The 23,557-nt window shown below is 62.7% G+C and carries 21 protein-coding genes; 13 read left to right on the forward strand and 8 right to left on the reverse strand.

Annotated elements, in window-relative coordinates; genetic code table 11:
• Positions 1-258: 258 nt before the first annotated feature.
• The 6 genes from BFP96_RS22840 to bioB form a co-directional block, all read right to left on the reverse strand.
• Positions 259-540, reverse strand: a complete 282-nt coding sequence (locus BFP96_RS22840) for a pyrroloquinoline quinone biosynthesis protein PqqE (RefSeq protein ID WP_065894133.1) — start codon at positions 538-540, stop codon at positions 259-261.
• Between the two features lie 106 nt (positions 541-646).
• Positions 647-1,327 (reverse strand): dethiobiotin synthase, encoded by a 681-nt coding sequence (gene bioD / locus BFP96_RS22845; RefSeq protein WP_065937067.1) that lies wholly within the window; start codon positions 1,325-1,327, stop codon positions 647-649.
• Positions 1,324-2,136, reverse strand: coding sequence for a malonyl-ACP O-methyltransferase BioC (gene bioC / locus BFP96_RS22850; RefSeq protein ID WP_065897225.1), 813 nt, complete (start codon positions 2,134-2,136; stop codon positions 1,324-1,326). The genes bioD and bioC overlap by 4 nt, the downstream gene beginning before the upstream one ends.
• Complete coding sequence (locus BFP96_RS22855; protein ID WP_065937068.1) at positions 2,129-2,860, reverse strand: alpha/beta fold hydrolase; 732 nt, start codon at positions 2,858-2,860, stop codon at positions 2,129-2,131. Before BFP96_RS22855 ends, bioC begins: the two co-directional genes overlap by 8 nt.
• Positions 2,853-4,034, reverse strand: a complete 1,182-nt coding sequence (gene bioF, locus BFP96_RS22860; RefSeq protein WP_065885472.1) for an 8-amino-7-oxononanoate synthase — start codon at positions 4,032-4,034, stop codon at positions 2,853-2,855. Before bioF ends, BFP96_RS22855 begins: the two co-directional genes overlap by 8 nt.
• A gap of 83 nt (positions 4,035-4,117) precedes the next feature.
• Positions 4,118-5,176 carry a biotin synthase BioB gene (gene bioB / locus BFP96_RS22865; protein WP_065937069.1) on the reverse strand — a complete coding sequence of 353 codons (1,059 nt, stop codon included), beginning with the start codon at positions 5,174-5,176 and terminating at the stop codon, positions 4,118-4,120.
• A 92-nt stretch (positions 5,177-5,268) separates the two neighbouring features.
• Between bioB and BFP96_RS22870 the strand changes: the two genes are divergently transcribed.
• The 5 genes from BFP96_RS22870 (at position 5,269) to rarD (ending at position 11,024) form a co-directional block, all read left to right on the forward strand.
• Positions 5,269-6,006, forward strand: a complete 738-nt coding sequence (locus BFP96_RS22870) for a ComF family protein (RefSeq protein ID WP_065937070.1) — start codon at positions 5,269-5,271, stop codon at positions 6,004-6,006.
• Between the two features lie 57 nt (positions 6,007-6,063).
• Positions 6,064-6,828: a TOBE domain-containing protein gene (locus tag BFP96_RS22875; protein ID WP_065937071.1), complete on the forward strand. Its 765-nt coding sequence runs from the start codon at positions 6,064-6,066 to the stop codon at positions 6,826-6,828.
• A gap of 79 nt (positions 6,829-6,907) precedes the next feature.
• On the forward strand, positions 6,908-8,806 hold the full coding sequence (locus tag BFP96_RS22880; RefSeq protein ID WP_065937072.1) for a PhoX family protein: 1,899 nt from the start codon (positions 6,908-6,910) through the stop codon (positions 8,804-8,806).
• Between the two features lie 167 nt (positions 8,807-8,973).
• Positions 8,974-9,948: a serine/threonine protein kinase gene (locus tag BFP96_RS22885; protein WP_003176519.1), complete on the forward strand. Its 975-nt coding sequence runs from the start codon at positions 8,974-8,976 to the stop codon at positions 9,946-9,948.
• Positions 9,949-10,139: 191 nt separating this feature from the next.
• Positions 10,140-11,024, forward strand: a complete 885-nt coding sequence (gene rarD, locus BFP96_RS22890) for an EamA family transporter RarD (protein WP_065885467.1) — start codon at positions 10,140-10,142, stop codon at positions 11,022-11,024.
• Positions 11,025-11,134: 110 nt separating this feature from the next.
• On the opposite strand, the gene BFP96_RS22895 is transcribed toward rarD, so the two are convergent.
• Positions 11,135-11,647 (reverse strand): glycine cleavage system protein R, encoded by a 513-nt coding sequence (locus BFP96_RS22895; RefSeq protein WP_065937073.1) that lies wholly within the window; start codon positions 11,645-11,647, stop codon positions 11,135-11,137.
• Between the two features lie 363 nt (positions 11,648-12,010).
• Here BFP96_RS22895 and BFP96_RS22900 point away from each other — a divergent pair, with 363 nt between their 5' ends.
• Positions 12,011-14,188 carry a malate synthase G gene (locus tag BFP96_RS22900; RefSeq protein ID WP_065896276.1) on the forward strand — a complete coding sequence of 726 codons (2,178 nt, stop codon included), beginning with the start codon at positions 12,011-12,013 and terminating at the stop codon, positions 14,186-14,188.
• 187 nt (positions 14,189-14,375) lie between these two features.
• Here the strand turns inward: BFP96_RS22900 and BFP96_RS22905 are convergent, their stop codons facing one another.
• Positions 14,376-14,822 (reverse strand): response regulator, encoded by a 447-nt coding sequence (locus tag BFP96_RS22905; RefSeq protein WP_065894120.1) that lies wholly within the window; start codon positions 14,820-14,822, stop codon positions 14,376-14,378.
• A 244-nt stretch (positions 14,823-15,066) separates the two neighbouring features.
• Here BFP96_RS22905 and BFP96_RS22910 point away from each other — a divergent pair, with 244 nt between their 5' ends.
• The 7 genes from BFP96_RS22910 to BFP96_RS22940 all read left to right on the forward strand — a co-directional run bounded on the left by BFP96_RS22910 (position 15,067) and on the right by BFP96_RS22940 (position 23,249).
• Entirely contained in the window at positions 15,067-16,989 is a 1,923-nt protein-coding gene (locus BFP96_RS22910) for a putative nucleotidyltransferase substrate binding domain-containing protein (protein ID WP_170876035.1), read from the forward strand.
• Positions 16,986-17,693: a 3'-5' exonuclease gene (locus tag BFP96_RS22915; protein ID WP_065937074.1), complete on the forward strand. Its 708-nt coding sequence runs from the start codon at positions 16,986-16,988 to the stop codon at positions 17,691-17,693. Before BFP96_RS22910 ends, BFP96_RS22915 begins: the two co-directional genes overlap by 4 nt.
• A 94-nt stretch (positions 17,694-17,787) precedes the next feature.
• Positions 17,788-18,306, forward strand: coding sequence for an RNA polymerase sigma factor (locus BFP96_RS22920; RefSeq protein WP_057723624.1), 519 nt, complete (start codon positions 17,788-17,790; stop codon positions 18,304-18,306).
• Positions 18,303-19,271, forward strand: a complete 969-nt coding sequence (locus tag BFP96_RS22925; RefSeq protein ID WP_065937075.1) for a FecR domain-containing protein — start codon at positions 18,303-18,305, stop codon at positions 19,269-19,271. The genes BFP96_RS22920 and BFP96_RS22925 overlap by 4 nt, the downstream gene beginning before the upstream one ends.
• Positions 19,272-19,474: 203 nt before the next feature.
• A complete protein-coding gene (locus BFP96_RS22930; protein WP_065896280.1) occupies positions 19,475-21,904 on the forward strand; it encodes a TonB-dependent siderophore receptor in 2,430 nt (809 codons plus the stop codon).
• A gap of 62 nt (positions 21,905-21,966) precedes the next feature.
• Positions 21,967-23,070 carry a PepSY-associated TM helix domain-containing protein gene (locus tag BFP96_RS22935; RefSeq protein ID WP_065885459.1) on the forward strand — a complete coding sequence of 368 codons (1,104 nt, stop codon included), beginning with the start codon at positions 21,967-21,969 and terminating at the stop codon, positions 23,068-23,070.
• The gene (locus BFP96_RS22940; RefSeq protein ID WP_065894115.1) at positions 23,067-23,249 is read left to right on the forward strand and encodes a hypothetical protein; all 183 of its coding nucleotides are present in this window, start codon (positions 23,067-23,069) and stop codon (positions 23,247-23,249) included. Before BFP96_RS22935 ends, BFP96_RS22940 begins: the two co-directional genes overlap by 4 nt.
• The last annotated feature ends 308 nt before the right edge of the window (positions 23,250-23,557 follow it).

The raw sequence follows: 23,557 nt of genomic DNA on the forward strand, positions 1-23,557 counted from the left end.
CAGCGGCTCACTTTTGAAAAGCGCAAAAGTAAGCAAAACGCTCTTGCCCCACCACTCGGCACCTCGCTTGGGCTCGGTGTGCCCTCTCTCCGGCCAGCGTGGTTTAACGGGGCGCCTGAGATCAAGATCAAAAGCCAGATCAAGAGCGCCTCGCTTCGCATCGTGGTTAGCGTTCGTGGCTATAGCCTAAGTTGTGTAGATATTGGCTATCGGGGGCAAGCCCCCCTCCCACATTTTAAATGGCATGCCTCAGGGGAATCAGGCGTAGGTATCGATCAACGTACCGAGCATTTCGTCCGAAGCCTTGGCGACTTTCGCGCCCAGCTCCACTTGAAACTTGCCTTGGGCCATTTCGACCATATTGCTCGCCGAGTTGGACGCCTGAGCACGATCATTGGCTTGCAGACGGTCGCTTTGCGCGGCCGATGGCTGGGTCGTCGACGCGCTGGCGATCTTCCCAGCGGCCTGGTCGACACGGTTCTGCCCGGCCTGGATGGTGCTCAGGCCCGAATAAAACGCGCTGCTTCCAGAGATTTCCATGGCGTAAGCCTGCCTTTAGAGAATCGTGAAGGCCAATTGAACCAGACATCCTGGCGAAAGGCCCGTTAAAAACACTAATGGCACATTGCCTTAGCGATAGCCAAAATCAGTCAAGCAGGTCCATCTCCAGGTAAGCGGCCACCTCGGCTGCCCCGGCATGCTTGAGTTTCGGCACCCGTCCAAGGCAGGGCGCCGGCAAACGCTCGGCCAGGGTGGCGAGGTTCTCTTCCAGACGAGAGGTCTTCGGGTCGATGATATTGGCCACCCAACCGGCCAGCGGCAATCCATCGCGCGCGATCGCTTCGGCGGTCAGCAACGCATGGCTGATACACCCCAGACGCACACCCACCACCAGGATCACCGGTAACTTGAGCGCAATGGCCAGGTCCGACAGGTTGGCTTGATCGGCCAGCGGCACGCGCCACCCCCCTGCGCCCTCGATCAACGTGAAGTCCGCGTTGTGTCCGAGAATCCGCTGCATGGGCTGGAGCAAGGATTGCACCGTCAGCGCAACGCCCGCCTCACGTGCCGCCAGATGCGGCGCAATCGCCGGTTCCAACGCCACCGGGTTGACCTCGGCATAGGTCAACGGCAACGAACATTCGGCAAGCAGCGCCAGGGCATCGGCGTTACGCAAGCCCTTGGACGTGACTTGACAGCCCGACGCCACGGGTTTTCCCGCCGCCGTGGTTTTACCCGCCTGGCGCGCGGCATGCAGCAGGCCGGCGGCAATGGTGGTCTTGCCCACGTCGGTGTCGGTGCCGGTGATGAAATAAGCGGCGTTCATAGCGGTTTCTCCAGTACGGCGTACACCACTTGGTACGTAGCGGGCAGGCCATGGGGCTGACGGAACTGCTCGTAGGCCTGCACCAATGCCGCAATCCGCGCGCGCCCCGTCAACCCTCCCGGGCGCCCCGGGTTGAGGTTGTGTGCGCCCAATGCTTTCAACTCATGGGTCAGGCTGCGCACGTCCGGGTAATGCAGGACATGGGGCCGCCGCTCCAGGCGGGTCACCCGAAAACCACTGGCGGCGCACAGCTGCTGATAAGCCTCGAAGGTGCGAAAACGGTTGACGTGAACCCAGCCATCCGCCGCGCGCCAGCTCTCGCGCAGCTCATCCAGCGTGCCCACGCACAGGCTGGCAAAGGCCAGCACACCGCCCGGTTGCAGCACGCGAAAGGCCTCACTGAGGACTGCGTCGAAGTTCGCACACCACTGCACCGCCAGGCTGGAGAACATCAGCTCGAAGCTGCCAGTCTTCAGGGGCAAGCGTTCCGCATCGCCGGCGATGAAGTGCTGCGCGCCGCCAGCAGGCCGCGCATGCTTGAGCATGCCTTCGGCGATATCCAGCGCGATGCCCTGGCTGGCAGGCAGGCGCTCACCCAGTGCACGGCTGAAATAGCCCGTGCCGCAGCCCAGGTCGAGCCAGCGTTGTGGCGCGAGCCCCGGCGGTAATTGCGCGAGCAGGGCATGCCCCACCGCCCGCTGCAGCTCGGCCACGCTGTCATAACTGGCCGCAGCCCGGGAGAACGAAGCGGCCACCTGGCGCTTGTCGGGCAAGGCGCCCGGCAGGTGGGGATGGGATAGATCAGTCATCGACGCACTCATGCAAAAAAGCCTGGATGGCCCCCGCTACACCGTGGGGGTCCTCCAGAAGAAAAGCGTGACCGGCCTGTTCAATAAGGCCGATTTCCACATCGGGCAGCAGCGCCAGCAAGTCACTGGCGGCTTCGGCGGGCACCAGCCCGTCCTGACCGGCAAACAGGTGCAGTTGCGGCCCGCGAAACGCTTGCAAGGCGGCGCGGGTGTCCAATTGGGCAAGCAATTCCAGGCCGGGCATCAACACGCTGGGCGAGGTATTCGGTGCGCCACTGACCAGCAAACGCGAGAGCCCGCGCGGGTCGGCCGCGCCCTTGGCGCACAACAGGCCGAAGCGCTTGAGGGTGACCTGGGAGTCGGCGTGGCAGCCGGCGAGGAACGCGTCGAATGTTTCGGCAGGCATCGCCTGCGGCCAACCGTCATGGGCGACAAAACACGGATTGCTCGCCAGGGTGAGCAATCCGCAGCAACGCTCCGCGCGGCGTACCGCCAGCTCCGAGGCGAGCATGCCGCCCAGGGACCAGCCGCCGAGCCAGGTATTGTCCGGCAGCGTGGCATCCAGTTCGTCGAGCCATTCGCTCAGGTCGCTGGAATCCAGGGCCGGCAACGGTTCGATCTGCACGTGCAAGTGTTCATTCAAGCCGTGCAACGCTGCGGCCAGCGGTTCCAGCGGCGACACACCCAGGCCCCAGCCGGGCAGCAATACCAATCGATCACGCATGCTCGGGCTCCGTGGTGTTTAACAACCGGAAACACGCTTCCAATGCGTTTAACAATAGCTGCACCTGGGCTGCGCTGTGGGCCGCCGTCAATGTCACGCGCAAACGGGCGCTGCCGGCGGGCACGGTGGGGGGGCGGATCGCCGTCACCATCAGCCCGCGCTCGCGCAGCATCTGCGACAGGCGCAAGGCTCGTGCGCTGTCGCCCATCAGGATCGGTTGGATCGGCGTAAAACTGTCCATCAACGCCAGGCCGATCTGCTCGGCGCCCTGGCGGAACTGACGGATCAACCCGTTGAGGTGCTCGCGGCGCCAATGCTCGGTACGCAGCAGCTCCAGACTTTTGAGGGTGGCGCAGGCCAGCGCCGGCGGCTGGCTGGTGGTGTAGATATAGGGCCGGGCGAATTGAATCAGGCTTTCGATCAGTTCTTCACTGCCCGCCACAAAGGCACCGGCGGTGCCGAAGGCTTTGCCGAGGGTGCCGACCAACACCGGCACGTCTTCCTGGCTCAAGCCAAAATGCTCGACGATCCCCGCGCCATTGGCCCCCAGCGGGCCGAAGCCGTGGGCGTCGTCCACCATCAACCAGGCGCCCCTGGCCCTGGCTTCGCGGGCCAGTGCCGGCAGATCGGCGAGGTTGCCATCCATGCTGAATACGCCATCGGTCACCACCAGTGCGTTACCGGTGGCTTTCTCCAGGCGCTTGGCCAGGCTGGCGGCGTCGTTATGCAGGTAACGGGTAAACCGTGCGCCGGACAACAAACCGGCATCCAGCAACGACGCATGGTTCAGACGATCTTCCAGCACGGTATCGCCCTGCCCCACCAAGGCGGTGACCGCGCCGAGGTTGGCCATGTAGCCGGTGGTAAACAGCAACGCACGCGGGCGCCCGGTCAAGTCGGCCAGGGCTTCTTCCAGCTCATGGTGCGGCGTGGCATGCCCCACCACCAGGTGCGACGCGCCACCGCCCACGCCCCAGCGGGAAGCACCGGCGCGCCAGGCTTCTATCACCTGCGGATGGTTGGCCAGGCCGAGGTAGTCATTGTTGCAAAACGCAAGCAGCGGCTTGCCGTCCACCACCACTTCCGGGCCCTGGGGGCTCTCCAGCAAGGGGCGTTGACGGTAAAGGTGTTCGGCACGGCGGGCAGCGAGGCGCGCGGCGAGATCGAAAGACATGCAGGCCTCGATTCAGCAGGGTGTTCGCGGTTCAAAAGGTGGGAGGGGGCTTGCCCCCCTCCCACCTTTTGAATGCATTTCAATCAAACGGCGGCGGCGTTGTAGAACTGCTCGCTGCTCTTCTGCTCCACCAACGCCTGTTCAATGGCCGCCTGATGCACTTCGTCGGCATGCTCTTCACGCGCCTCCGGCAGAATCCCGAGGCGCGAGAACAGTTGCATGTCCTTGTCCGCCTGCGGGTTGGCGGTGGTCAGCAGCTTGTCGCCGTAGAAAATCGAGTTGGCGCCGGCAAAGAACGCCAGGGCCTGCATCTGCTCGTTCATCGCCTCACGGCCGGCCGACAGGCGCACATGGGATTGCGGCATCAGGATGCGCGCCACCGCCAGCATGCGGATGAAGTCGAACGGGTCGATGTCCTTGGCGTTTTCCAACGGCGTACCGGCCACCTTGACCAGCATGTTGATCGGCACCGACTCCGGATGCTCCGGCAGGTTGGCCAGCTGGATCAGCAGGTTGGCGCGGTCATCGAGGGACTCGCCCATGCCGAGAATACCGCCGGAGCAGATCTTCATCCCCGACTCACGCACATAGGCCAGGGTCTGCAGGCGTTCGCTGTAGGTACGCGTGGTGATGATCGAACCGTAGAATTCCGGCGAGGTATCGAGGTTGTGGTTGTAGTAGTCGAGGCCGGCCTGGGCCAACGCGGCGGTCTGGTCCTGATCGAGACGGCCGAGGGTCATGCAGGTTTCCAGGCCCATGGCCTTCACGCCCTTGACCATCTCCAGCACGTAGGGCATGTCTTTGGCCGATGGATGTTTCCAGGCGGCGCCCATGCAGAAACGCGTCGAACCGATGGCCTTGGCGCGGGCAGCCTCTTCGAGGACTTTCTGCACCTCCATCAGCTTTTCTTTTTCCAGGCCGGTGTTGTAGTGACCCGACTGCGGACAATATTTGCAATCTTCCGGGCAGGCGCCGGTTTTGATCGACAGCAGGGTGGAGACCTGCACCCGATTGGCGTCGAAATGCGCGCGGTGCACGGTCTGCGCCTGGAACAACAGGTCATTGAACGGCTGCACGAACAGGGCTTTGACTTCGGCCAAAGACCAATCGTGACGCAGGGTGGCAGAGGTGCTGGCGCTCATGGGCGATTCCTTGATTATGCTTTGGCTAACGCTGCGGGAAGGGCAATACCCACAGGTACGACACGGATGCTCGGCATATTTAAGGAAGATTCATGCACTGTCAACCAAGCCACAAACACCAGGTTTACATCTGGTTAAAAAGCGTACAAACCTGTTTGATCTGCGACGAGCGCGCTGAAAGCGACGATTGTGTGTGCAACGCCTGCGAAACCGAACTGCCGTGGCTGATGGAGCGCTGTGACGTCTGCGCCCTGCCCTTGCCCATGGACGGCTTGGTGTGCGGCCAATGCCAGAAACATCCGCCTGCGTATCAACAAGTGATTGCGCCCTGGACCTACAGCTTCCCGGTGGACAGCCTGATCAGCCGGTTCAAGCATCAGGCGCGCTGGCCGTTGGGGCACCTGCTGGGACGCTTGCTCGGGCGACTGCTGCAACATCGGTTCGAAAATGCCGAACTCAGCCGCCCCGATTGCCTGCTACCGGTGCCGATGCCCCCCAAGCGTCTGCGCCAGCGTGGCTATAACCAGGCGGTGATGCTGGCGCGCTGGCTCAGTGCCGATCTGGACATCCCCTGCGATGAGCACCTGTTGCTACGCCCCCAGGAAACCGTCGCGCAACAAGACCTCGACGCCAAAACGCGCAAACGCAACCTGCTCAATGCCTTCGCCCTGGCACCCGGCGCCCGGGTGCAGGGCCGGCACCTGGCGCTGGTGGACGATGTGCTGACCACCGGTGCCACCGCCCACAGCCTGGCGCGGTTATTGATGAAGGCCGGTGCGCGTCAGGTCGATGTGTATTGCCTGGCCCGCACGCCCAAACCCGGCACATGACTTGACTCCCGGGCCGCCGGGCGGCAACGTCCGCTCATTCCAGCCAGGCGTATCCCCATGTCCCTGCCCTCGCCGCTCAGCCAGCACATCATCCGCCGCCCTCAGCGCATCGCGTTGCTGGCGCATATCGCCGAACAGGGGTCCATCACCCGTGCCGCCAAAAGTGCCGGGTTGAGCTACAAAGCCACGTGGGACGCCATCGATGAACTGAACAACCTGGCGCAAGCGCCGTTGGTGGAGCGCAGCGTCGGCGGCAAAGGCGGTGGCGGCGCCAGGCTGACAAGCGAAGGTGAGCGCGTGCTGCGCCTTTATCAGCGCCTGCAAGCCTTGCAAGCCGAGGTGCTCGCCACCGACGAAGCGGCCCGCGACTTCAATTTGCTGGGCCGCCTGATGCTGCGCACCAGTGCGCGCAATCAGCTGCATGGCCAAGTCAGCGCCATCGAGCGCCACGGGCGTAATGACACGGTGCGCCTGGAACTGGCGGGTGGCCTGTACCTGGAGGCACACATCACGCACGACAGCACGCAACGGCTGGAGCTGGAGCCCGGCGTGGAAGTGGTGGCCCTGATCAAGGCCGGCTGGCTGGAATTATTGGCCATCGGGCAAACCGCAACACTTGGACACAATTGCCTGAGCGGTGTCATCGAGACGATTCTCGACGCTGAAGACGGCCCCAGCGAAGTCCGCATCGGCCTGCCCAGCGGTCAGGTGCTGTGTGCCCTGGCGCAGCCCGCCGCACTGAGCGCACTCGACGCCGCGCCTGGCCGGCCGATCCAGGTACAATTCGCCCCCGGCCAGGTATTGCTCGGCACCCCGGTGTAGCGAGCACGCGCCATCAAACTGCAACAATTTCGTCACGCCCGCTCCTTAAGGTGTCTGCAAAAACCGTAAGGAGCCTGACATGAGCCTGCTGGAAGAAAACCAAGCCACTGACCTCGAACAGATGGTCGGCCTTACCCGTCGCCGCTTTATCGGCGCCGGCGCCCTGTGCGGCGCGGCGATGTTCCTGGGTGGCAACCTGCTCAGCCGCAGCGCCCTGGCCGTGAACGCCGCGTCTGCCAGCCCGTTGCTGGGCTTCACCGGCATCGCCTCCGCCACCAGTGACACCATCACCCTGCCGCCCGGCTACAGCGCCTCGGTGCTGATCAGCTGGGGCCAGCCCTTGAGCACCCAGGCGCCGGCCTTCGACCCCTCCGGCAACGGCACGGCCAAGGCCCAGGAACAGCAGTTCGGCGACAACAATGACGGCATGAGCCTGTTTCCCTTCCCCGGCGATGACAACCGCGCCTTGATGGCGATCAACAACGAATACACCAACTACCGCTACCTCTACGCCCACGGCGGCGCACCGCAATCGGCCGAAGACGTGCGCAAGGCCCTGGCCAGCGAAGGCGTGTCGGTGATCGAAATTCAGCGCAAGGGCGATACCTGGCAGTTCGTCCAGGATTCACGCTACAACCGGCGCATCCACGGCAACACGCCGATCCGCCTGAGCGGTCCCGCCGCCGGCCACGACTGGCTGAAAACCAGCGCCGACAACACCGGCAAGCACGCCCTGGGCACCTTCCAGAACTGCGCCAACGGCAAGACTCCGTGGGGCACTTATCTCACCTGCGAAGAGAACTTCACCGACTGTTTCGGCAGCAGCAACCCACAGCAGGCCTTCGACGCCGGGCAAAAACGCTACGGCGCGGTCGCCGCCAGCAAGGACATCAACTGGCACCCCCACGACCCGCGCTTCGACATCGCCAAGAACCCCAACGAACTCAATCGCCACGGCTGGGTGGTGGAAATCGACCCGTTCGACCCGCAATCCACCCCGGTCAAGCGCACCGCCCTGGGCCGTTTCAAGCACGAAAACGCGGCCCTGGCCGAGACTCGCGACGGACGCGCGGTGGTGTACATGGGCGATGACGAGCGCGGCGAATTCATCTACAAGTTCGTCAGCCGCGATCCGATCAACCACGACAACCCGAAAGCCAACAAGGATTTGCTCGATCACGGCACCTTGTACGTGGCGATCTTCGACGCGGGCAATGGCGATGCCGATCATCCCAGGGGCAAGGGCCAATGGGTCGAACTCACCCACGGCAAAAACGGTATCGATGCCGGCGCAGGCTTTGCCAGCCAGGCCGAAGTGCTGATCCATGCGCGCCTGGCCGCCAGCGTGGTGAAAGCCACGCGCATGGACCGCCCGGAATGGATCGTGGTCAGCCCCATGGACGGCCAGGTCTACTGCACCCTCACCAACAACGCCAAGCGCGGCGAAGACGGCCAGCCGGTGGGCGGGCCCAACCCGCGCGAGAAGAACGTCTACGGCCAGATCCTGCGCTGGAAAGCCGACGCCGATAACCACGGAGCCACGGACTTCACCTGGGACCTGTTCGTCGTCGCCGGCAACCCCGGCGTACACGCGGGCTCGCCGAAGGGCGGCTCGTCCAACATCAACCCGCAAAACATGTTCAACAGCCCGGACGGCCTGGGTTTCGACAAGGCTGGCCGCCTGTGGATTCTCACCGACGGCGACTACAGCAACGCGGGCGACTTCGCCGGCATGGGCAACAACCAGATGCTGTGCGCCGACCCGGGCACCGGGGAGATTCGTCGCTTCATGGTCGGGCCGGTGGCGTGTGAAGTCACCGGGATCAGCTTTTCGCCGGATCAGAAAACCCTGTTTGTGGGTATTCAACACCCTGGCGAAACCGGCGGCTCGACGTGGCCGGAGCATCTGCCGAACGGCAAGCCGCGTTCGTCGGTGCTGGCGATTCGGCGCGATGATGGTGGGGTTGTCGGCGCCTGACAGGGCCTCATCGGGGGCAAGCCCCCTCCCACACTTGATTTGTGAATACAGTTAAATGTGGGAGGGGGCTTGCCCCCGATGGCGATCCCACAGTCGCCCCCTATCTCAAGCCCGCTGGGTTACCATACCCGGCCGGACGCGGCGACCTGCTGCGCGCAGGAGTTCGCATGGCCCACCCGTTTGAAACACTCACTCCCGACCTGGTCCTCGACGCCGTCGAAAGCATCGGTTTTCTCAGCGATGCGCGCATTTTGGCGCTCAACAGCTACGAAAACCGCGTGTATCAGGTGGGCATCGAAGATTCCGAACCGCTGATCGCCAAGTTCTATCGGCCCCAGCGCTGGACCAACGAAGCGATCCTGGAAGAACACCGCTTCACCTTCGAACTGGCTGAGTGCGACGTGCCGGTGGTCGCCCCGCTGATCCATAACGGCGCAAGCCTGTTCGAGCACCAGGGTTTCCGCTTCACCCTGTTTCCACGCCGTGGCGGCCGCGCGCCGGAGCCGGGCAACCTCGACCAGCTGTACCGCCTCGGGCAACTGCTCGGTCGCTTGCACGCGGTGGGGTCCACCCGCCCGTTCGAACACCGCGAAGCCCTGGGCGTGAAGAACTTCGGTCACGATTCCCTGACCACCCTGCTCGAAGGCAACTTCATTCCCAAAAGCCTGTTGCCGGCCTACGAGTCCGTGGCGCGCGACCTGCTCAAACGTGTGGAAGAGGTCTACAAGGCCACCCCGCACAAGAACATCCGCATGCACGGCGACTGCCACCCCGGCAACATGATGTGCCGCGACGAGATGTTCCACATCGTCGACCTGGATGACTGTCGCATGGGCCCTGCGGTACAGGACCTGTGGATGATGCTCGCCGGCGACCGCCAGGAATGCCTGGGTCAACTGTCGGAATTGATGGACGGCTACCAGGAGTTCCACGACTTCGACCCCCGTGAACTGGCCCTGATCGAACCCTTGCGCGCCCTGCGCCTGATGCACTACAGCGCCTGGCTGGCGCGGCGCTGGGACGACCCGGCCTTTCCCCACAGCTTCCCGTGGTTTGGCAGCGAGCGCTATTGGGGTGACCAGGTGCTGGCGTTGCGTGAGCAGCTGTCGGCCCTCAATGAAGAACCCTTGAAACTGTTCTGAGCAACGCGACGCTCTCCTGTAGGAGCGAGCTTGCTCGCGAAAAACCCGAGAGCGCCATTGGGCAACAGGCCTCCCGCGTTATCGTTGACGATCTTCGCGAGCAAGCTCGCTCCTACAAAAAGCAGGTCCCCATTGCCTGACAAATATCCTTACAATTGCGCTTTGTTAGCTGCCTAAGCAAGGATTCTGCAATGCACGCCGCAAACCCCCGCAAGGGGTACATCCTGGGCCTAAGCGCCTATATCACCTGGGGCCTGTTCCCGCTCTATTTCAAAGCCATTGCCAGTGTCCCCGCCGCTGAGATCATCGTGCATCGCGTGCTGTGGTCGGCACTGTTCGGTGGCTTGCTGCTGATGGTGTGGAAACACCCGGGCTGGTTTCGCGAACTGCGCGACAACCCCAGGCGCCTGGCGATCCTGGCCCTCAGCGGTTCATTGATCGCGGCCAACTGGCTGACGTATGTATGGTCGGTCAACACCGGGCGCATGCTGGAAGCGAGCCTGGGTTACTACATCAACCCGCTGGTCAACGTACTGCTGGGGATGCTGCTGCTCGGCGAACGCCTGCGCCGCCTGCAATGGGTGGCCGTGGTCCTGGCGGCGGTCGGTGTGGCGCAACAGGTGTGGCAAGTGGGCAGTTTGCCGTGGGTATCGCTGGTACTGGCGCTGACCTTTGGCTTCTACGGGCTGATCCGTAAACAGGCGCCGGTCAAAGCCCTGCCGGGGCTGGTGGTGGAAACCTGGATGCTGGTGCCGATTGCCATCGCCTGGTTGCTGTTCAACCCGACGGCCCACAGCGCACAGCTGGAATTCTGGAGCACCTCCGAGGCCTGGTGGCTGGTGGCCGCAGGCCCCGTGACGCTGATCCCGCTGGTCTGTTTCAACGCCGCCGCGCGGCATCTGCCTTACACCGCACTGGGCTTTTTGCAGTATGTAGCGCCCACCCTGGTGTTGCTGGAAGCCGTGCTGCTGTTCGGCGAACACCTGGCGCCCAGCACGCTGACCGCCTTTGCCTTTATCTGGGCGGGCCTGGTGGTGTACAGCGTGGATATCTGGCTGAGCGTGCGCAAACGCTGATCAAAAAACGCTCAAAGCTCTGCAAGCCTTAGCCGGCCTGGCTTGCAGACATTGACCCAAAGGTTATCCACAGGTCCATGCAAGATTTCCATGCATAACCTCATGGGTGCTCATTCATCGTTGCGCAATTCCACCATCAGATCGTCTGCCAGGGTTTCCAGGGACGCCTGCAACGCCTCCAGGGACAGGCTTGACGGCACTTGCAACAAGGCCTCGGCGTTGAACAGCGGATCGCCGCTCATCGGGGCCGGGCGCACGTCGGTGCTCAAGCGCTCCAGGTTGACGCCCTGCTTGCTCAACAGTGCAGTGATCTCCCGCACGATGCCGGCGCGATCATTGCCCACCAGGGTCATCACAATCGATTTGCAAGCCGATGCCTGGCCGGAACTGCCCTCGCCTACCAGCACGCGAATGCCGTGGGTGGATAAATCCTCCAGCGCCCCCACCAGTTCCTGACGGTTCTCTGCAGGAACGCTGACGCGCAGAATCCCGGCAAACTGCCCGGCCATATGGGCCATTCGGCTTTCCAGCCAGTTGCCACCCTGGGCGGCGATGGTGTGCGCGATGCGTTCAACCAGGCCGGGTTTGTCGGCGGCAATAATTGTGAGTACAAGATGATCCATGGCGAAATACCTCGGGTGCGATTCCTGTAGGAGCGAGTTTGCTCGCGAAGGTCATCAACGATAACGCGAAAAAACTGACATCAGCGGTACGCTCAGGTTTTTCGCGAGCAAGCTCGCTCCTACAAGGTGGACGCGCGGTAGCTCGAAAACAAATCGTGTACCATTTTTATATTTATCTGGAACAATCCAATAGTTTTTTGAGAACATCCGATTCTCCGCTGTGACCGTCCGACCAAAGTGGGTCGCTAAACGACGTATTTAGTCTAATTTTCACAACCGCAAGTCATCATGTAGTATGCCCAACCGTGCACTACATAATGAAAATCTGAAAAAGCGCATAAGCTCCGCAGAGTGAGGCAAGCAATGACTGAACACGTTCAAGTCGGTGGCCTGCAGGTCGCCAAAGTCCTGTTCGACTTCGTGAACAACGAAGCCATTCCCGGTACCGGCATCACTGCCGACCAGTTCTGGGCCGGTGCCGACAAGGTCATTCACGACCTGGCGCCGAAGAACAAAGCCCTGCTCGCCAAACGCGACGATTTCCAGGCGCGCATCGATACCTGGCACCAGACCCATGCCGGCCAGGCCCACGACCCGGTGGCCTACAAAGCCTTCCTGCAAGACATCGGATACCTGCTGCCAGAAGCCGCAGACTTCCAGGCCTCGACCCAAAACGTCGACGACGAAATCGCACGCATGGCCGGCCCCCAACTGGTGGTGCCGGTGATGAACGCCCGCTTCGCCCTCAATGCCTCCAATGCACGTTGGGGTTCGCTGTATGACGCGCTGTATGGCACCGATGCCATCAGCGAAGCCGACGGCGCGGAGAAGGGCAAGGGCTACAACAAAGTGCGCGGCGACAAGGTCATCGCCTTCGCCCGCGCCTTCCTCGATGAGGCCGCGCCGCTCAGCGCCGGCAGTCACGTTGACTCCACCGGCTACAAGATCGTCGACGGCAAGCTGATCGTCAGCCTCAAGGGCGGCAGTAACAGCGGCCTGCGTGACGACGCGCAGCTGATCGGGTTCCAGGGCCCGGCGGCCGAGCCGATTGCGATCCTGTTCAAGCACAACGGCCTGCACTTCGAGCTGCAGATCGACGCCGGCACCCCGGTCGGCCAAACCGACGCCGCCGGCGTCAAAGACGTGCTGGTGGAAGCTGCGCTGACCACCATCATGGACTGCGAAGACTCCGTCGCCGCCGTGGATGCCGACGACAAAGTGGTGATCTACCGCAACTGGCTCGGCCTGATGAAGGGCGACCTGGCCGAAGAAGTGGCCAAGGGCGGCAAGACCTTCACCCGCACCATGAACCCTGACCGCGTCTACACCGGCGTGGATGGCAACGACGTCACCCTGCACGGCCGCTCACTGTTGTTCGTGCGCAACGTTGGCCACTTGATGACCATCGACGCGATCCTCGATAAAGACGGCAACGAAGTGCCGGAAGGCATCCTCGACGGCCTGCTCACCAGCCTGGCGGCGATCCACAGCCTCAACGGCAACAGCTCGCGCAAGAACAGCCGCACCGGCTCCGTGTACATCGTCAAACCGAAGATGCATGGCCCCGAAGAAGCGGCGTTCACCAACGAGCTGTTCGGCCGTATCGAAGACGTGCTGAACCTTACGCGTAACACGTTGAAAGTCGGGATCATGGACGAGGAGCGCCGCACCACGGTCAACCTCAAGGCCTGCATCAAGGCGGCCAGCGAACGTGTGGTGTTTATCAACACCGGCTTCCTCGACCGCACCGGCGACGAAATCCACACCTCCATGGAAGCCGGCGCCATGGTGCGCAAGGCCGCCATGAAAGCCGAGAAGTGGATCGGCGCCTACGAAAACTGGAACGTCGATATCGGCTTGAGCACCGGCCTGCAAGGGCGTGCACAGATCGGTAAAGGCATGTGGGCAATGCCCGACCTGATGGCCGCGATGCTCGAACAGAAAATCGCCCACCCACTGGCCGGCGCCAACACGGCCTGGGTACCGTCGCCAACGGCGGCTGTACTGCATGCATTGCACTACCACAAGGTCGACGTGTTCGCCCGCCAGGCCGAGTTGGCCAAGCGTGAACGCGCCTCGGTGGATGACATCCTGACGATTCCTCTGGCGCAAAATACCGAGTGGTCCGAAGAAGAGATCCGCAACGAACTGGACAACAATGCCCAGGGCATTCTTGGCTATGTGGTGCGCTGGATCGACCAGGGCGTCGGTTGTTCAAAGGTGCCGGACATCAACGATGTGGGCCTGATGGAAGACCGCGCCACCCTGCGCATCTCCAGCCAGCACATTGCCAACTGGTTGCGCCACGGCATCGTCAATGAAGCCCAGGTCATGGAAAGCCTCAAGCGCATGGCGCCGGTGGTGGACCGCCAGAATGCCGGAGACGCGCTGTACCGCCCGCTGGCGCCGGATTTCGACAGCAACATCGCGTTCCAGGCGGCGGTGGAGTTGGTGATTGAAGGGACTAAACAGCCGAATGGCTATACCGAGCCGGTGTTGCACCGCAGGCGTCGGGAGTTCAAGGCTAAAAATGGCCTGTAAATGAAAAAAGCCCTGATCGTGAGATCGGGGCTTTTTATTTGCGGTTGATAGATCGTTCCCACGCTCCGCGTGGGAATGCATCCCGTGACGCTCCGCGTCACCTTTGAGCTGGCGCCGGGCTCTGCGCTGAAAGCAGGACGCGGAGCGTCCCGGGTGGCATTCCCACGCAGAGCGTGGGAACGATCAGTCAAGAATCCATCCCCAACTCCCGCTTCACCAGCTTCGCCAACTTCTCGCTATCAATCGGCTTGAGCAGAAAGTCCACCACGCTTAAATGCATCGCATCAATCACATCCGGCGCTTCGGCGTCCCCCGATATGATGATGATCGGCAACGCCGCACGGGGCGATTCGCGCACCTGGCGGATCAACTCCAAGCCGTCGCTCGGCGCCATGCGCAAATCGGTGATCAGCAACCCAATGGAACTGTGCGACTTCAACAACGCCCACGCGCTCTCCCCGTTGTCAGCCGTCATGCAGCGAATACCGTCCAGCCCGAGGATTTCCGCCAACAGTTCACGCGCATCCTTGTCGTCGTCCACGATCAACACGCGTTGTGGCGGTAAATCAGGCTCCAGCATCACGGCGCTCAGCGCCTCGCGCTCGGCATCACTCAAAATATCGTGGTCGGACATACGTTTCTCAGCAATTCTTATCAATCTCCCAGCACTCGTCAGACATCTGCGGAAGGGCGAACAATGTGCACTTCGTCGGAAAGTTTGCCTAGTGGGCGTTCTACGGGTTTTGGACGATAGTCATGTAAGGCTTTTCCCTAGTTTTGCGCAGGGGTCCCCGACCTAGACTTACGTCCAATGGGCACCCGCCGTGCAGCAGTCGACCATGCAGCACGATAACGACAAAAAAACTGCGGTCACTGTTATGAGTAAAGCTGATGCTTTCACGCAGGCGGGTAAAACCGCCGTGTTGCAGAACATCCACGGCACCCTGCAATTCCTGCAGCGCTTCCCGCCGTTCAACCAGATGGAAAATGCGCACCTGGCGTTTCTGGTGGAGCAGTGCCAACTGCGTTTCTATGGCCCCGGCGACAGCATCCTCAAACCGTCGGGCGGGCCGGTCGAGCATTTTTATATCGTCAAGCAGGGCCGCGTGGTCGGCGAGCGGCCGGACGCCACAGACCCCACGTTCGAAATCACCACCGGCGAGTGTTTCCCCCTCGCCGCCCTGCTCGGTGAACGCGCCACCCGCACCGAGCACAAAGCCTGCGAAGACACCTTTTGCCTGCAACTGAACAAGATGGCGTTCATCAAGCTGTTCGCCCTTTCCAGCCCGTTTCGTGACTTCGCCTTGCGCGGCGTCAGCAGCCTGCTCGACCAGGTCAACCAGCAGGTGCAGCAAAAAGCCGTGGAAACCCTCGGCACCCAATACTCGTTGAACACTCGCCTGGGTGAGCTGGCCATGCGCCACCCGGTCACCTGCAGCCCGGACACTGCGCTGCGCGAAGCGGTGCGGCTGATGCACGAGCAGCAGGTCGGCAGCATTGTGATTGTCGATGAACACAAGGCGCCGCTGGGCATCTTCACCCTGCGTGACCTGCGCCAGGTGGTGGCCGACGGAACCGGTGATTTCAGTCAAGGCATCGCCGGTCATATGACCCAGGCGCCGTTCTTCCTGAGCCCGGACCACAGCGCGTTCGACGCGGCGATCGCCATGACCGAGCGGCATATCGCCCACGTATGCCTGGTGCAGGACCAGCGCCTGTGCGGCGTGGTCTCGGAGCGCGACCTGTTTTCCCTGCAGCGCGTCGACCTGGTGCACCTGGCGCGGACCATCCGCAACGCATCCCGTGTGGAACAACTGGTGGCGATCCGCGGCGAGATCGGCCAGTTGGTCGAACGCATGCTGGCCCACGGTGCGTCGTCTACGCAGATCACCCACATCATTACCTTGCTTAACGATCACACCGTGTGCCGGGTCATCGAGCTGACCCTGGCGGAAAAAGGCGACCCCGGCGTGCCCTTCAGCTGGCTGTGCTTTGGCAGCGAAGGCCGCCGTGAACAGACGCTGTACACCGACCAGGACAACGGCATCCTGTTCGAGGCCCGAGACGCCGTGGAAGCCGCCGAGATTCGCGAGCGCCTGCTGCCCCTGGCGCAGCAGATCAACCAGAGCCTGGCGCTGTGCGGCTTCAGCCTGTGCAAGGGCAATATCATGGCCGGCAACCCGCAGTTGTGCCTGTCACGGGCCGAATGGGCCCGCCGGTTTGCCGCGTTCATTCGCGAAGCCACGCCGGAAAACCTGCTGGGTTCGAGCATCTATTTCGACCTGCGCGTGGTGTGGGGCGATGAGCAGGGTTGCGAGCAACTGCGCCAGGGCATTCTGGATCAGGTGGCGGATAACCGGCTGTTCCAGCGCATGCTGGCCGAGAATGCCTTGCGCCAACGCCCACCCGTAGGGCGCTTTCGCGAGTTTGTGCTGACGCGCAAAAGCGGGGAAAAGGCCACCCTGGATCTCAAGGTACAGGGCCTCACGCCGTTCGTGGACGCTGCGCGTGTGTTGGCCCTGGCCCATGGCATCCACGCCAACAATACGCTGGAGCGGCTGCGCCAGTTGGTCGCCCGGCAGGTGATCGAGCGGCTGGACGGCGCGGCGTACGAAGAGGCTTACCACTTCATTCAACAAACCCGCATGCAGCAGCATCAGATGCAGACCCGGGAAAACCTGCCATATTCCAACCGCGTCGATCCCGACAGCCTCAATCACCTGGACCGGCGCATCCTGCGCGAATCCCTGCGTCAGGCCCAGCGCCTGCAAAGCAGCCTGACCTTGCGGTATCAGCTGTGAGCCTGTTCAGCTGGCTGCGCGCGAAAAAACCGCGGCTCGATGCGGCGCAGCAGCAACGCCTGGGCCAACTGCCCGCGCCCGCCGCACTGGGCAATGAGCCCTTGCGCAGCCAGCGCTGGGTGGTGGTCGACCTGGAAACCAGCGGCCTGCACCTCAACCGTGACCAGGTGCTGTCCATCGGCGCCGTGGTGATCGAGGACGGCGCGGTGGATTTCTCGCAGATGTTCGAACGCACCCTGCAACGCACCGCCAGCAAACTCAGCCCCAGCGTGTTGATCCACGGCCTGGGGCCCAGCGCCATCGCGGCCGGCAGCGACCCGGTGGATGCGCTGCTCGATTTCATGGCGTTCGTGGGCGACAGCCCGCTGCTGGCCTTCCATGCGCCGTTCGATCAACACATGCTGGGCCGGGCGCTCAAGGAGAGCCTGGGTTATCGCCTGGTCCATCCCTTTCTCGATGTGGCCGATATCGCCCCGCTGCTGTGCCCCGAGGCGAACATCCGTGAGGCCGGTCTGGATGAGTGGATCAACCATTTCAACTTGCAGGTGGGCGAGCGCCATCACGCCAGCGCCGATGCACTGGCCACGGCGGAGCTGATGCTGATCCTGTTCAGCCGTGCACGCCGGCAACACATCGACACGCCCCAGGCGCTGCAGGAACGCTTGAGCCAATGGCGGCGGCGTAAACAGGCGCCATCGTTTTAGTGGCATTGCCCGACAGACGCCAATTGCGCCCACATCACCGCTCTGACACAATCGCGAATAATTCTCGTTAGTTTAAACTTTATTCGGTGATGCCTTGTCGTCGGCCCAGACCCCACACAGTGAGCTTGTTGGCGCGTTGTATCGCGACCATCGTGGCTGGCTGTTGGCCTGGCTGCGGCGCAACGTGGCCTGCCCGAGCCGCGCCGAAGACCTGAGCCAGGACACCTTCATGCGCCTGCTCGGCCGTGACGGCCTGCGCGAACCCCGCGAGCCACGCGCCTTCCTGGTAGCGATTGCCAAGGGTCTGCTGTTCGACTACTTCCGCCGCGCCGCCCTGGAACAGGCCTACCTCACCGAATTGATGCTGATCCCGGAAAGCGAACACCCATCGCCCGAAGCACAGCAACTGATCCTCGAAGACCTCAAGGCCATCGACCGCCTGCTCGGCAAACTGTCGAGCAAAGCCCGCGCCGCCTTCCTCTATAACCGCCTCGACGGCCTGGGCCATGCAGACATCGCCCAGCGCCTGGGTGTGTCGGTGCCGCGCGTGCGCCAGTACCTGGCCCAGGGCATTCGCCAGTGCTACATCGCGTTGTATGGCGAGCCATCATGAGCCTGATCAGTGGCAAGCCGGTGTCGGCCCGCGTGCTGGACGCCGCGATTGCCTGGCAGCTGTCCCTTGATTCCGGCGACGGCGGCGTGGTGGAACAGGAAGAGTTCGCCAAGTGGCTGGCCAGCGACGAAGAACACGCCCGCGCCTGGCGCCAGCTGGGCATGCTCGACCAGCGTTTCAGCGCAGCGTCCGGCCCCGCGCGGGCCGCGCTGTTGCACTCCCACGACAGTGCGCGCCAGCGCATGCGCAAACTGGGCCGTGGCCTGGCGAGCATTGTGCTGGTGTGCGGGCTGGGATTGTTTGCCGGTGAGCGCTATGTGCCCATCCACTATTGGCTGGCCGATCAACGCACCGCCACCGGTGAGCAGCGCACCCTTGAGCTGGCTGACGGCACCCGGATCAGTCTCAATACCCACACGGCCATCGACGTGCGCTTCGACGATAAACGCCGCGTGATTGTGTTGCAGGAGGGCGAAATCCTGGTCGAGACCGGCCATGACGATGCACGTCCATTCTCTGTACAGACCCGCGACGGCAACCTGCGGGCGCTGGGTACGCGGTTCATCGTGAGGCGCGAAGACCACGCCACGCGCCTGAGCGTGCTGCAATCGGCGGTGGCCGCCCAGCCTGAAGCACTGCCTCAGGAACGGATTTTCAAGGCCGGCCAGCAAGTGCTGATGCGCAGCGACGGCCTTGGCGCGCTGCTTGCCGTCCCACCGGCCAGCGACGCCTGGACCCGCGGCATGCTGGTGGTCGATAACGCCCGCCTGGGCGATGTGGTGGCCGAACTCGGCCGTTATCGCAGCGGCCATCTGGCGGTGGACGACAACGTGGCCGACCTGCGCATCACCGGCAGCTTCCCGCTGCACGACACCACCCTGGCGCTCAATGCGCTGTTGCCGACCCTGCCGGTGCGGATCGAGCAGCACACGCCGTGGTGGGTGACCGTCAAGGGTAGGCCTTAGGTTCTGCGGCATCTGAAGATCGCCATCGGGGGCAAGCCCCCTCCCACATTTGACTGTGTTCACAAATCAAAGTGTGGGAGGGCTTGCCCCCGATAAGGCCCTCAAAAACACCACCGAAAAAATATTTCCACCCCGCCCTATCACTTTCCGATTCTCGTCCGGCACCTAGGCAATTGAGAAATATTTCCATTCAGGAGCCACCCATGTCCCGCACGCTAGACACTCTGTTGCGCCCCAGCCTGTTAGCTGTGGCCATTGCCCTCGGTGCCCCGCTGATCAGCCCCACGCTGATCGCCGCCGAACAGTCCGCCAGCGTGCGCGCCTACAACCTGCCGGCCGCCCCACTGGCCGCCACCCTGAACCAGATTGCCAGCCAGGCCGGTCTCGCGCTCACCCTCAACCCGACGCTCGCCGCCGGCAAGACCTCGGCACCGGTCAAGGGCCAATTCGATGCCCAGGGCGCATTGCGCGAAGCCTTGCGCGGCACTGGGCTGCAGCTGGAGCAAAGCAGCGCCGGGACCTTTACCCTGGTGGCGATTGCGGACGGCGTGGTGGCATTGCCGCAGACCAGCATTATTGGGCAAGGTAATTACGAGAGCGCCTGGGGGCCGGTGGAGGGCTACCTGGCCAAGCGCACTGCCGCCGGCACCAAGACCGACACGGCCCTGGTCGAGGCGCCGCGCTCGATCTCGGTGGCGACCCGCGAGCAAATGCAGGATCGCAACGTGCAGAACCTCGACGACGCAGTCAAATACATGCCCGGCATCGTGTCCGCCAGCTACGGCAGCGACACCCGCTACGACTGGATGCGCGTGCGTGGCTTCGAACCCACCCAATTCCTCGACGGCCTGCCGCTGCCCCGTGGTGTGTACGCCAACCCGAAAGCCGAAACCTGGAACCTCGATCGCCTCGCCCTGCTGCGCGGCCCAGCCTCCTCGGTTTACGGCCAGACCCCGCCGGGCGGCCTGCTGGACATGGTCAGTCGCCGCCCCAGCGCCGAACAGAGCAGCGCCATCCAGGTGCAATACGGCAGCGACAACTATCGTCAGATCAACTTTGCCAGCACCGGCAAGATCGATGACGAAGGCCAGTTCCTGTACGGCCTCAGCGGCGTGGTGCGCGATGCCGGCACCCAGGTCGATCACATCGACAACAAGCGCTACAACATCGCGCCAAGCCTGACCTGGAATATCGATACCGATACCAAGCTGACGTTCCTGTCGCAGTTCACCCGTGACGATACCGGCACCACCAGCCAGTTCCTGCCGATCCAGGGCACCAAGATCAAATCGCCCCTGGGGGACATCTCGCACCACAAGAACCTCGGCGATCCGGATTACGAGTATTACGACCGCACTTACTACGCACTGGGCTATGCCTTCGAACACCGTTTCAACGACACCTGGCAGTTCAGGCAGAACCTGCGCTACACCAAGTCGGAACTGGCTTTCCAGCAACTGACCGTGGGCTCGTTCGCCTTCTCGCCAGCGGACGCGGCCGGCAATATCAGCCGCTCGTCGACCAACGTGGACGAGGACATTGGCCAGTTCGCGGTGGATAACAACTTCCAGGCGGATTTCGCCACGGGCGATATCACCCATACCCTGCTGCTGGGCCTGGACCATCAGCGCACCGACACTTCCTACACCTCGATTTTCGGCCTCGCCGGAACGATCAACATCTTCAACCCGGTCAATACCCAGCCGGTCGTGCGGCCGGCGCGTTCCACCGCGTTCTATGACTACAACCAGAAAACCATCCAGACCGGCCTCTACGTGCAGGACCAGATGGCCCTGGACAACTGGCGCCTGACCCTGGGCGGTCGTGAAGACTGGGTGCACCAGGGCACCACGTACTTCAACAAAAACGATGCGACCAACACCGACCGCAGCAAGAACTTCAGTGGCAACGCGGCGCTGAGTTATGTGTTCGACTCAGGCTTCGTACCCTATATCTCATACGCCGAATCGTTCCAACCGGCGAGCAACGCCAGCGTCTCCCCCACCGAGTCGTATAAACCCACGGAGGGCAAGCAGTGGGAACTGGGGATCAAGTACCAGCCACCCGGTTCGAACACCCTGCTGAGCGCGGCGGTGTATGACCTCACCCAGAAAAACGTGCTGGTCACCAGCTTCCAGTCCGGTGGCGTGTCACTCACCGACCAGACCGGCGAAGTGAAGGTCAAGGGCCTGGAGCTGGAAGCCATCTCTGACGTCACCGAAAACCTCAAGGTGATCGCGGCGTATACCCTGGCCAAATCCGAAGTGCAAAAAGGCGACTTCAAAGGCAACCGCCTGCAATTGATGCCTAACCAGCAAGCCTCCCTGTGGACTGACTACACCTGGCATACCGGCGCCCTCGACGGTTTCGGCATCGGCTTTGGCGCCCGCTACACCGGCAATACCTACGGCGACCAGGCCAACACCTGGTCCGGCAAAGCCAACGCCTACACGGTATTTGACGGTGCCGTGCACTACGACCTCGGCCGCCTGGACAACAGCCTCAAGGGCGCGTCGGTGAAAGTGAACGCGACCAACCTGTTCAACAAGGACTACATTTCCACCTGTGACGGTTCCTACTGCTACTTCGGCGACCAACGCAGCGTTGTCGCCAGCGCCACCTACCAGTGGTAATCGGCTGAGTTAACAACCAGGCCGTCCACCAGGGCGGCTTTGGTGTGTCTGAAGGCGAGAAAATGAAAAGCAAAACCATCCGCCGCTGGTCCTTCATCCACACCTGGACCAGCCTGATCTGCACCGTATTCTTGCTGCTGCTCGCCCTCACCGGTCTGCCGCTGGTGTTCCATCACGAGATCGATCACCTGCTGGGCAACGAACCCGAGCTCAAGCAGATGCCCGCCGATACGCCGCAGCTCAACCTGGAGCAGCTGGTGGCCAAAGCGCAGGCCCATCGCCCCGGCGAGGCCATGCAGTACCTGGCCTGGGACGAGGATGACAAAAATGGTGTCATCGCGATCATGGCCGCCACGGCCGGTACCGAGCCGAATGCGTCGCATACCTTCATGCTCGATGCGCGCACCGGCGAAACGGTGGAGATGCCGTCAGCCAATGGCGGGCTCACCCTGTTCCTGTTGCGCCTGCATGTGGACATGTTCGCCGGGCTGCCCGGCAAGCTGTTGCTGGCGTTCATGGGTTTGCTGTTCGTGCTGGCGCTTGTCTCGGGGACGGTGCTGTACCTGCCGTTCATGCGCCGCTTGAAGTTCGCCACCGTGCGCCAGGACAAATCCACGCGCCTGCGCTGGCTCGACCTGCACAACCTGATCGGCGTGGTCACCCTGACCTGGGCGCTGGTGGTGGGTGTGACCGGTGTGATCAGCGCCTGTGCCGACCTGATCATCGCCGCCTGGCGCCAGGACAGTCTCAGCGCCCTGATCGAACCCTACAAAGACGCCCCGCCGCTGACCCAACGCGCGCCGGCCAGCGATTTGCTGAGCATCGCCGCCAAGGCTGCGCCCGGCATGCAACCGGACTTTATCGCCTTCCCCGGTACGCGCTTCTCCAGCGAGCATCACTACGCCGTGTTCATGAAAGGCAGTACCCACCTCACCTCCCATCTGCTCACACCGGTATTGATCGACGCCAGCACCCTGGCCGTCACCGCCATCGCCCAACGGCCGTGGTACATGGACGCCATGGGCATGTCCCAGCCGCTGCACTTCGGAGACTACGGCGGCATGCCGATGAAAATCCTCTGGGCGCTGCTGGATGTGCTGACCATCGTGGTGCTGGTCAGCGGCATTTACTTATGGATCGTGCGACGCAAGGCGGGCAAGGCATGAAGCCGAGGCAGTCGAATTTCTGGAAGGTGTTCGGCATCCCGCTGGGGATCGGCCTGCTCAGCGCCGCCGGGTTGTTTGCGGCGTTGCTGGGGGATGGGTGGTGGGATTCTTTGAGTTGGGTGGGGTTGGGTATACCGGCTGGCATTGGGGCCTGGGGGTTGGTCAGGCGGCGTGGCTGATGGCCTCATCGGGGGCAAGCCCCCTCCCACATTTTGACTGTATTCACACATTTAAGTGTGGGAGGGGGCTTGTCCCCGATGAGCATAGGTATCTACACAATTTTGGTGAGACACCGCACCTGTGGCGAGGGAGCTAACGCGTATCTACCTGACGCTCCGAGGTCCAAATGTGGGAGGGGGCTTGCCCCCGATGACGGCCTCTGGGCCGACCAAAATGTTGGATCAGATCGAGTACATATCCGTTTCTGCGGTAACGGCCACTTAGGGTTCCGCCCTGACGGCGGCTCACTTTTGAAAAGCGCAAAAGT

It is taken from the genome of Pseudomonas sp. 34 E 7, assembly GCF_900005715.1.
GTDB classification, from domain to species: Bacteria; Pseudomonadota; Gammaproteobacteria; order Pseudomonadales; family Pseudomonadaceae; genus Aquipseudomonas; species Aquipseudomonas orientalis_A.

Coding starts and splice junctions, on each gene's coding strand:
- BFP96_RS22840 (WP_065894133.1), bottom strand. CDS start 540: ATGGAAATCTCTGGAAGCAGCGCGTTTTATTCGGGCCTGAGCACCATC.
- bioD (WP_065937067.1), bottom strand. CDS start 1,327: ATGAACGCCGCTTATTTCATCACCGGCACCGACACCGACGTGGGCAAG.
- bioC (WP_065897225.1), bottom strand. CDS start 2,136: ATGACTGATCTATCCCATCCCCACCTGCCGGGCGCCTTGCCCGACAAG.
- BFP96_RS22855 (WP_065937068.1), bottom strand. CDS start 2,860: ATGCGTGATCGATTGGTATTGCTGCCCGGCTGGGGCCTGGGTGTGTCG.
- bioF (WP_065885472.1), bottom strand. CDS start 4,034: ATGTCTTTCGATCTCGCCGCGCGCCTCGCTGCCCGCCGTGCCGAACAC.
- bioB (WP_065937069.1), bottom strand. CDS start 5,176: ATGAGCGCCAGCACCTCTGCCACCCTGCGTCACGATTGGTCTTTGGCC.
- BFP96_RS22870 (WP_065937070.1), top strand. CDS start 5,269: ATGCACTGTCAACCAAGCCACAAACACCAGGTTTACATCTGGTTAAAA.
- BFP96_RS22875 (WP_065937071.1), top strand. CDS start 6,064: ATGTCCCTGCCCTCGCCGCTCAGCCAGCACATCATCCGCCGCCCTCAG.
- BFP96_RS22880 (WP_065937072.1), top strand. CDS start 6,908: ATGAGCCTGCTGGAAGAAAACCAAGCCACTGACCTCGAACAGATGGTC.
- BFP96_RS22885 (WP_003176519.1), top strand. CDS start 8,974: ATGGCCCACCCGTTTGAAACACTCACTCCCGACCTGGTCCTCGACGCC.
- rarD (WP_065885467.1), top strand. CDS start 10,140: ATGCACGCCGCAAACCCCCGCAAGGGGTACATCCTGGGCCTAAGCGCC.
- BFP96_RS22895 (WP_065937073.1), bottom strand. CDS start 11,647: ATGGATCATCTTGTACTCACAATTATTGCCGCCGACAAACCCGGCCTG.
- BFP96_RS22900 (WP_065896276.1), top strand. CDS start 12,011: ATGACTGAACACGTTCAAGTCGGTGGCCTGCAGGTCGCCAAAGTCCTG.
- BFP96_RS22905 (WP_065894120.1), bottom strand. CDS start 14,822: ATGTCCGACCACGATATTTTGAGTGATGCCGAGCGCGAGGCGCTGAGC.
- BFP96_RS22910 (WP_170876035.1), top strand. CDS start 15,067: ATGAGTAAAGCTGATGCTTTCACGCAGGCGGGTAAAACCGCCGTGTTG.
- BFP96_RS22925 (WP_065937075.1), top strand. CDS start 18,303: ATGAGCCTGATCAGTGGCAAGCCGGTGTCGGCCCGCGTGCTGGACGCC.
- BFP96_RS22930 (WP_065896280.1), top strand. CDS start 19,475: ATGTCCCGCACGCTAGACACTCTGTTGCGCCCCAGCCTGTTAGCTGTG.
- BFP96_RS22935 (WP_065885459.1), top strand. CDS start 21,967: ATGAAAAGCAAAACCATCCGCCGCTGGTCCTTCATCCACACCTGGACC.
- BFP96_RS22940 (WP_065894115.1), top strand. CDS start 23,067: ATGAAGCCGAGGCAGTCGAATTTCTGGAAGGTGTTCGGCATCCCGCTG.